This window comes from Corynebacterium sp. HMSC074C04, from assembly GCF_001838295.1.
Taxonomy (GTDB): domain Bacteria; phylum Actinomycetota; class Actinomycetes; order Mycobacteriales; family Mycobacteriaceae; genus Corynebacterium; species Corynebacterium amycolatum.
In genome coordinates this window covers 14,649-22,635 of sequence record NZ_KV836271.1, presented here as the reverse complement: position 1 = coordinate 22,635, position 7,987 = coordinate 14,649, and the positions used below count along the sequence as shown (strand labels likewise).

The window sequence follows — 7,987 nt, the reverse complement described above, 5'->3', positions numbered from 1 at the left end:
CGTTGCCCCAGGAAACGGTGGTCGTCGGAAGGCCAATGCCCAAGTAGGACAGCGTGGCTTCGGCGACGATGTAAATACCCAGTGAAGTCGTGGCCATAACGATGACAGGGGCGAGGCAGTTCGGCAGCACATGGCGGAAGAGAATGCCAGTGTTGGACAGACCGAGCGCCTTGGAAGCGGTGACGTATTCCTCGTTCTTCACCGAAATCACCGAGGAGCGCACCACGCGCGCCATCTGCGGCCAGCCGAAAGCAGCGAGCACGAAGACCACGGACCAGATGGTGCGTTCGGTAAACAGCTGCATCAGCACGATGCCGGCCAGAATCAGTGGAATGGCAAAGAACATGTCCGTGATGCGAGAGAGCACCGCATCGACCCATCCTCCCAGGTAGCCGGCGATTGCGCCGAGGATGATGCCGACGATGGTCACGGCCAGGGTGACGCCGATACCGACGATGACCGAGGCGCGGGCACCGTAGATGACACGGGCGTAGACGTCATAGCCCTGCTGCGTGAAGCCCATGGGGTGGCCTTCGCGGGCCGGCGCCAGGGAGTCGCGCAGGTTAGCTGCCGACGGATCCACCGAGGTGAACAGCGACGGGAACGCGGCCACTGCGATGGAGAGCAAAATGATGAATGCGGAAACCCAGAACAGTGGGCGGTAACGCAGGTTCTGCCAGGCCGAACCCCACAGACCAAGTGGTGGGTTGTCGGGCAGCTGCTTGTGGTCGGGGTTCGTCGCCGGATTTGGTGCCTGCGCGGTGTTGGCCTGTGCGGTGTTGGCCTGCTTTTCTGGCTGAGTCGAATCTAACTGCGTCGAATCTGGCTTAGGCATAACGAATCCTCGGATCCAGGACTGCGTAGAGCAAGTCGATGAGCAAGTTGGCGAACATGTAAATAACCACCAGGATGGTCACGATGCTGACCACGGTGGGAGCTTCACCAATCTGGACGGCGTGGAAGATCAGGCCACCGATACCGGGCACGTTGAAGATGCCCTCGGTGACGATTGCGCCACCCATCAGAGCGGCGAGATCAGCGCCGATGAAGGTCACAACGGGAATCAGCGAGTTACGCAAGATGTGGCGGCGGGTGACTTCAGAGGTTGGCAAGCCCTTGGCGCGGGCGGTGCGCACGAAGTCAGCATGGCGTGCCGACGAAACCTCCGAGCGCGTCAGTCGCAGAACATAAGCAACCGAGACGAGACCCAGCACGAATGCCGGAAGTAGCAGGGAAGTAAAGGACGCATCGCTACCGACAGTGGGGGAGACAATGTGCCAGCGCACACCGAAGAGGTAGCGGGCAACGAAGCCGAGCACGAAGGTCGGAGTTGCAATGACTAGCAGGGACAGAACCAGGACGGTGGAGTCGAAGAAGCCGCCCTTGCGCATGCCTGCGATGACGCCAAGGCCGATGCCGAAGATTGCCTCAATGGCAACGGCCATCAGTGCCAGGCGAATAGTAATGGGGAAGGCCAGAGCAATTTCCTCGCCGACTGAGCGGCCGGAGAAAGTCTCGCCCATATCCAGTGTGAACAGGCCCTTTAAGTATTCCCAGTACTGGACGAAGAAGGGTTCATCCAGGTGGTAGTGCGCGCGCAGCGCAGCGACCTGCTCCGGCGGCAACTGCTTGTCGCCGGCCAATGCGGCGATGGGGTCACCGGGCATGGCGAAGACCATCGCATAAATCAGCAGCGTGGCACCGAAGAAGACCGGCACCATCTGCAGGAGTCTCTTTCCGATATACCAACCCATGGCGCTAGTCCTTTTCAATCATTGGGTAGTCCAAAATGCCATCCCACATCACCACGGCATTACGCAGCTTCGGGTTCCACGCCACCGAAGCATTGGGGTACCACAGCGGAATCGCTGGCAGGTCCTCCATCAGCACAGACTGAGCCTTGACATAAATCGGCTTGGCATCTTCTGCGCTCTTTGCCGAGGACGCTTCCTGAATGAGCTTGTCGAACTTCGGATTCGAGTAGTGGTTGTCATTCGCGGAACCACCGGTGGCGAATTGCGGAATCATGTAGTTGGCAACCGATGGGTAGTCCGCTGACCAGCCGGTACGGTAGCCGCTGGTCAGGGTCTCATTAGTGATCTCATCGCGCAGCTGCTTGAAGGTCGGGTAGGCCTTGCCGTGAGATTCAATTCCGAGGGTTTCACCAATCATGTTGGTCACCGCTTCAACCCACTGCTGGTGCCCGCCGTCGGCGTTGTAGGCAATATCGAACGAGCCCGTAAACGGCGCAATTTTGTTGGCCTCGGCCCACAGTTTGCGAGCCTTGTCCGGGTTGTACTTCAACACATCCTGCCCAGGCACATTCGGATCCAAGTCACCGAGCGTCAGTGAGCTGAATTCGCGCGCCGGGGTGCGCGTGCCGAAGAAAATCTTGTCAGTGATGAGCTGGCGGTCAAACGCCATGGAAATTGCTTGACGACGGAGCTTGCCCTCTTCACCCGAAAAGCCTGGCAGATTTCGCGGAATTGCGAAGTATTGCGCTGAGGAAGTTGGGACGTTTGCGCTGGAGTCAGGGAAGTCGGTTTCAAAGCTGGCCATCGCCGTCGGTGGAATGGTGCGCGGCAGCGTGTCCAGGCGGCCTGCCTGGAGATCCGCGTACGCGGTGTCCATGTCCGAGTAGAAGCGGTAGACCAGACCGTTGTTGCGAGCCTTGTGCTCACCGGCGAAGTTATCATTTTTGACCAAGGTCAGCTGGTTATTATGCAGCCACGCACGACCTTCGGCCATCTTGTAGGGACCATTGCCGATGGGGTGTTCACCGAAAGCCTTCTTGTCTTCGAACGCTGCCTTCGGCAGTGGCATAAACGCGACATAGCCGAGGCTGAGCGGGAAGGAGGAATCTGGGGTGGTCAGATCTACGGTGAACTTCAGATCGTCGACCTTTTTCAGACCGGAGAGTGTTTTCTCCGTGGCCTTTTCTCCCGAGACAGCATCAAAGCCCTGCACGTTGGCGAAGAAGGACTGCTGCTTCTGCAGGTTCGGGCCGTAGGCAGCGTAATTCCAGGCATCGATGTAGCTCTGCGCGGTGACGGGTTCGCCGTTGTGGAAGGTCCAGCCCGGTTTCAGCGTGATGTCGAAATGAGTCGAGTCCTCGTTGGGCTTAATTTCTGCCGCATGGTCCAGGATCATCGAGCCGTCGGTGTCGTAGCGCACCAGACCTGAGTAGAGCACGCGGAAGATATCGCCACCACCGGTTTCATTGGTGTCAGTGGTGTACAGCAGCGACTGCGGTTCGGAGTTCTGAACCACAATGAACCCGGCGCCGACCTGTTGCTGGTCAGTGCTGCAGGCAGCAAGTGCAGCGCCCGGTAGGACAATTGCCAGCAAAGCCGCCAGGATTTGGCGGACATGCAGCGTGAACTTTCCTTTTTCGCTGAGCGCTGTTGCGTGCAGTTTTGTGGCACGGAACTTCTCTCGCTGTCGGAGCTTCCGCCGGAGTTCCTGCCGGGTGTGGAAGGGGCCGGAGGCAACGGGTCTATGCATCGCGAGCCTTTCTAGATTCTGCCAGCTAGGCGATATGAATTTGGTGATCGGCTCACTCCAAACGACTCAGCTACCCACCTCCCAGCTGCTTAGCAATGGTGGTGGTGAAACCTTTGGTTGTGACGGATTCTAAGGTTTGGATACGACCGTTCAATACAGTCTCTAACCTTACAAGTCCAAAAAACATATGAGTATTGATCAGGCGAACCATCCCTTATTTGACGGTGTCTTTTACCCTCGATTGGGGAGTTAATTCTGTGCAGCGGTGAAAGTCTGTGACACCCTGGCACCCCCGCAGGGGTTGTCCTCTGGTGCTCCGCGACGTTGGCGCTCAGCCAGGCTCCGTCCGCGTTGGGCTTATTCGCGTTGGTCCCATCCTCGGGCCCCGTCCGCGGGCCCCATCCGCGACTTCACGACAGCTATGTCACCTCATGCCACCTCCACAGCTGACACGAGGTGACACCCGTGTCGTGAAGTGGGCTTTGGGGCTTGGTAGAGGGGCGCCGGAGCGCCGCCAAGCCAGCGCATTAAGTCCCGCAGTACGAGTGGAAAGCCCCCAACTCCCGCGGTGCCGGCTCAGTGAACCCCGCTGGGACGTCTTGCAACTCAAAGGGGTTGGTTACCGCCTCCAGCAGGTGCCGGTAGGCGGCCAAATCCCCCGCCCCTGCTTCTCCTGTCGCCCCTGCCTTCGCTAACGCTTCCGTGACCAGGTGATTTCGCGGAATATACAGTGGGTTTGTTTCCTCCATAAGTGCCAGGGCCGTCGCCTGGTCGATTCTCAGCTCCTCCCGTGTCCGCTGCCACAACTGCCCCCACTCAGTCGCGGCAGCGGGGAACGCAGGATCATCAGACAGCCTGGTCAGCGCGGTCAGCGCAGTGAAATCCTGCCCATCACCATCGGCCAGAGCCTCAATCAGCGCCCGATGAGCATTCGTGTGGTCGAGCCCAAACTTCGCCAGCAACGCCTGCCACTGCTGTACCAAGGGGGTGGCCAGCGGGTCGTCGTAAAGCGAGGGGAGAATCCCCAACTTGGGCAGCCACCTGCGGCTGAGCGCATCGGTGAACTCGTCGGCGAATTCTCCCAGGATGTCGCGGGCGCGTGTGAGGGCATCCTCCGGGGTGCCTGCGAAATGCGGTAGCAAAGTCTCCGCGAGCTTCGACATGTTCCACCCCGCGATTGTTGGCTGCGCGCCGAACGCGTATCGACCGCCGCGATCAATGCTGCTAAACACCGCCCGCGGATCGTGCGCATCCAGAAACGCACACGGCCCAAAGTCGATGGTCTCGCCCGCGATGCTGGCATTGTCGGTGTTCATCACGCCGTGGACAAAACCGCAGGCCAGCCACGCCGCAACGAGATTGGCTTGCCGCTTGACGACGTCCCGGAGAACCGATTCCGCCGAACCCTCGTAGCCATGCCGCTGCGCGGCAAAGTCGATGAGCCGGTCCATGATTCCGGTGTCCGCTCCGGAGCGTGCGACCAGCTCGAACGTGCCAACTCGCAGGTGGCTGGATGCTACGCGCACGACAATGCCGCCCGGTTGAAGTTCGGTGGTGGGGTCGGTGTTGTCGAATGGGGTTTGCGAGCCGCGGTAAATCTCTTCGCCGGTTTTGATGACCGCCAGCGCGCGGGTGGTGGGGATGCCGAGCGCATACATGGCTTCGCTGATGAGGTACTCCCGCAGGGCGGAGGTCAGCGTGGCTTTGCCGTCACCGCCACGGGAGAAGGGTGTGGGGCCGGTGCCTTTCGCCTGAATCTCGTAGGCCTGGGTGTTGTCGCTGCGGGTTGTCTCTTTGGGGTAATCCGGCAGTCCAGTCAGCCCCGGTTCAGCCTCAACTGTGGCAAGCAAGAGCGCGCGACCATCACCGAGTAGGCCTGCGAAGTTACCGAACTGGTGGCCGGCGTAGGCCGTGGACACCGGGGTTGTGTATGCGCCGGGTGGGGTATCGGTTTCCTTGCCGACTCCGCGGCCAGTGAGGAACTTCAGGCCAGCGTCTGACCGGAGCCACTGTGGGGAGAGACCGAGCTGGGTCGCGAGTTCCTCGTTAAGCATGACGAGCTGCGGCGATGGGGCGTCAAACCCCTGCTGGTCGATAGCGAGTTCAGGCAGTGCGGAGGGCAGATCAACGACGTTTCTAGCCATGTGCGCAGTTTAACGGGTAGGCCGGATTGAGAATATGCGCTTTTATGTTCAGGGCTTGCTGAGGCGAGCGGTGTCGTCTTCAAACTCGCCGTTCAAGCGGCGATAGAGCGTTGCTCGCCACCGCTCCGGAAGCTCAGGGGCGGCGAGGAGACGGTGGATGCCCTCGATGTCCTGGCGGTCGATGTTCATGACGCGATTGGTCTCTGCAACAGAGACAGCGCTTGGAAGACGTTTGGCCAGCCGCATGGTGTCACCTTCAGCGATGGTACCGGGATGAAGGACCCGCAGGTAGTAGCCGGAACGGGACTTCGACTGCATGAGCCTGGGCAGTCGGCGATCACTCCAACGTGCCGAGACCGTGGCACACGGACGACGCGGTTGCGTGACCTGGACTGTCAGATCGTTCAGTTCGAAGATGTCACCCAGACAAACCACCTGGTCAGGAAGGCCTTCTAGCGTGAGATTTTCGAAGAAAGCGCCCTCCGGCAAATCGAATCCATCAGCCGCCCACTGAGCCATGAACTCGAATGGGTAGCAGCACATCGCTTTGTTTGGTCCGCCATGGACCCTCAAGTTGCCCTGGGCGTCGCCGTCAAGGCCGTTTTCTGCGACTATTACGCGGCCCGTGCGTGGTGATTTGGCGGCGCCGGTGCTGATTTCACGGCCGCTCCACTTTTGCGTCACTACCGGCCCGGTGCGGACACGGCGCACTCGGCCGATGAGTTCTGGGAGTTGGTGGCTCGGCTGTGGGCGGCTTGGTTGTTCCTGGCTTGGTCGTTGGTGGCCTGGCTGGGTCTGCGGGCTCATGTCTTGAGTCTGCCATGTGACTGGAAGCGTTTTAGCCAGAAAAGGAGAATTTATATGCGCCTCTTGGAAGTGCGGTAATGGCATCAAACCAGCGTCCGCGCGGTGTCGTTGAGGCTGCCAATGCCTTACGAATCATGCCCGCCGCCGAGCCGTCAAAGATCGCATCCCACGTCAGGTGGATGATGGCGTAGCCGAGGTTGGTGAGTTGGTAGTCGCGACGCCGGTCATGCCAGATGTTGGCGGTGCCCGCGTGGTGTTGGCCGGCGCCAGCGCGCGTTTCTGATTGCACTGTTGATTGCATTCTCGATTGCGCGGGCTCGTACTTCATTCGCCCGTCGCACTCGATGATGATTCCGTGAGCCGGAAGCAGGAAATCCACACGCGCAACGAACACCCCGGCCTCATCTACTATTCGTGGTTGCTGCACAAATGACAGCTTTAGCTCCACGAGCAACGCCTTTGTCACCGACTCAAATGCACTTTCCGACCACGGCGATGCCACCATCAGCACCTCCAGCATGCGGGGCCCACGCACTCGACCCCGTTGGTCGTGCACGTGGGGTAAGAAATCAGTACTGGAAATGGCCACGTGCCGCGGCGCTGCGAGCTGCGGAAACTCCTGTTCAATGTCCCAATTTGATGGCTTAAAGCGCGGCGGCGCCTCCGGCCACGGCAGAGCTTGCTGAGGCTGCATTCCCGTCGAGCCAAGTGTTCCGACCGAGCCACGCAGGGCGCCGTCGGCAAGCGCGATAGCTTCGGCAAAGCGTCGAAAGACCTCGGGTTTGCGGCGCGTGGCATCGTCGACGCGCGGCTGAGCAGCAGCGATATCAACCACGGTTCGCGCCAGAGTAGTGACCCGCACGCCATCGATGGTGGTCGTGGCACTTGGGGGCAATGCTAAGTAATTCTGGTGAAATTGCAGGCCATGGTGTGTTTTAAGTGTCGACGACCCACTTTTTACACTGGAACTGAGCGTCAGCGTTTGCGGAATATCGAGCAGTGGCAGGCTATGTATCAGCGCTGCTGCGATTCCGGTTAATACGCGATCTGGGTGTGCCTGTGAAATGGCAATGCATTGAATCCGTGCCCGGATGAGTTCCGCCTTAATGGCAAGAATTCCTCGTGGAAAATCGCTGTTAGATGGCCATATTCGTGCATCCGCGTAAGTGCCCCGAAACAACTGAACAAGTTCACCGCGCTCGACCGCCCGGCTGAGAATCCCTCGTGCTGTATTTCGGCTGATATGAGTCTGTTCTCGCAGGTGCACAATTCCGGAGGAATTGAAAATGAGCTCGCTCGTTTTCCGCATGGCGGACATTCTCATCGATGGTGCGGAAGCCCGCTGGCCAAAGACCGTTGTAAATCAACTTTCTGTGGATAGTTTTCGGACTGTGGATAACACATCAATTGAGCCAGACTGCAGATCCAAAAGTAACTGTTAAAGGCGTTTACAAGGGTCAAAATTACCTAGACTCGCATGTTTGGTGCCTTTTTTTGCCCAAATCCAGGGAGCTGACCTGGGAGTTTCTAAT

General features: G+C 59.2%; 6 protein-coding genes. All 6 read right to left on the bottom strand.

Going from position 1 to position 7,987, the window contains the following annotated elements:
* On the bottom strand, positions 1-835 hold an 835-nt coding region (locus HMPREF3011_RS03950), incomplete at its 3' end, for an ABC transporter permease (RefSeq protein WP_070841190.1).
* Positions 828-1,754 (bottom strand): ABC transporter permease, encoded by a 927-nt coding sequence (locus HMPREF3011_RS03945; protein ID WP_038626862.1) that lies wholly within the window; start codon positions 1,752-1,754, stop codon positions 828-830. The genes HMPREF3011_RS03950 and HMPREF3011_RS03945, both read right to left, overlap by 8 nt.
* 4 nt (positions 1,755-1,758) lie before the next feature.
* The gene (locus HMPREF3011_RS03940) at positions 1,759-3,504 is read right to left on the bottom strand and encodes a peptide ABC transporter substrate-binding protein (protein ID WP_070841189.1); all 1,746 of its coding nucleotides are present in this window, start codon (positions 3,502-3,504) and stop codon (positions 1,759-1,761) included.
* 527 nt (positions 3,505-4,031) lie between these two features.
* On the bottom strand, positions 4,032-5,648 hold the full coding sequence (locus tag HMPREF3011_RS03935; protein WP_070841188.1) for a protein adenylyltransferase SelO family protein: 1,617 nt from the start codon (positions 5,646-5,648) through the stop codon (positions 4,032-4,034).
* 48 nt (positions 5,649-5,696) lie between these two features.
* A complete protein-coding gene (locus HMPREF3011_RS03930) occupies positions 5,697-6,455 on the bottom strand; it encodes an MOSC domain-containing protein (protein ID WP_224786625.1) in 759 nt (252 codons plus the stop codon).
* A gap of 31 nt (positions 6,456-6,486) precedes the next feature.
* The gene (locus tag HMPREF3011_RS03925) at positions 6,487-7,773 is read right to left on the bottom strand and encodes a PDDEXK family nuclease (RefSeq protein ID WP_168168152.1); all 1,287 of its coding nucleotides are present in this window, start codon (positions 7,771-7,773) and stop codon (positions 6,487-6,489) included.
* Positions 7,774-7,987 lie beyond the last annotated feature (214 nt).

What these genes read in the sequence shown, in the direction of transcription:
- HMPREF3011_RS03930 (WP_224786625.1), bottom strand. Translation starts at nt 6,455, where the DNA reads ATGAGCCCGCAGACCCAGCCAGGCCACCAACGACCAAGCCAGGAACAA.
- HMPREF3011_RS03925 (WP_168168152.1), bottom strand. Translation starts at nt 7,773, where the DNA reads ATGTCCGCCATGCGGAAAACGAGCGAGCTCATTTTCAATTCCTCCGGA.
- HMPREF3011_RS03940 (WP_070841189.1), bottom strand. Translation starts at nt 3,504, where the DNA reads ATGCATAGACCCGTTGCCTCCGGCCCCTTCCACACCCGGCAGGAACTC.
- HMPREF3011_RS03945 (WP_038626862.1), bottom strand. Translation starts at nt 1,754, where the DNA reads ATGGGTTGGTATATCGGAAAGAGACTCCTGCAGATGGTGCCGGTCTTC.
- HMPREF3011_RS03935 (WP_070841188.1), bottom strand. Translation starts at nt 5,648, where the DNA reads ATGGCTAGAAACGTCGTTGATCTGCCCTCCGCACTGCCTGAACTCGCT.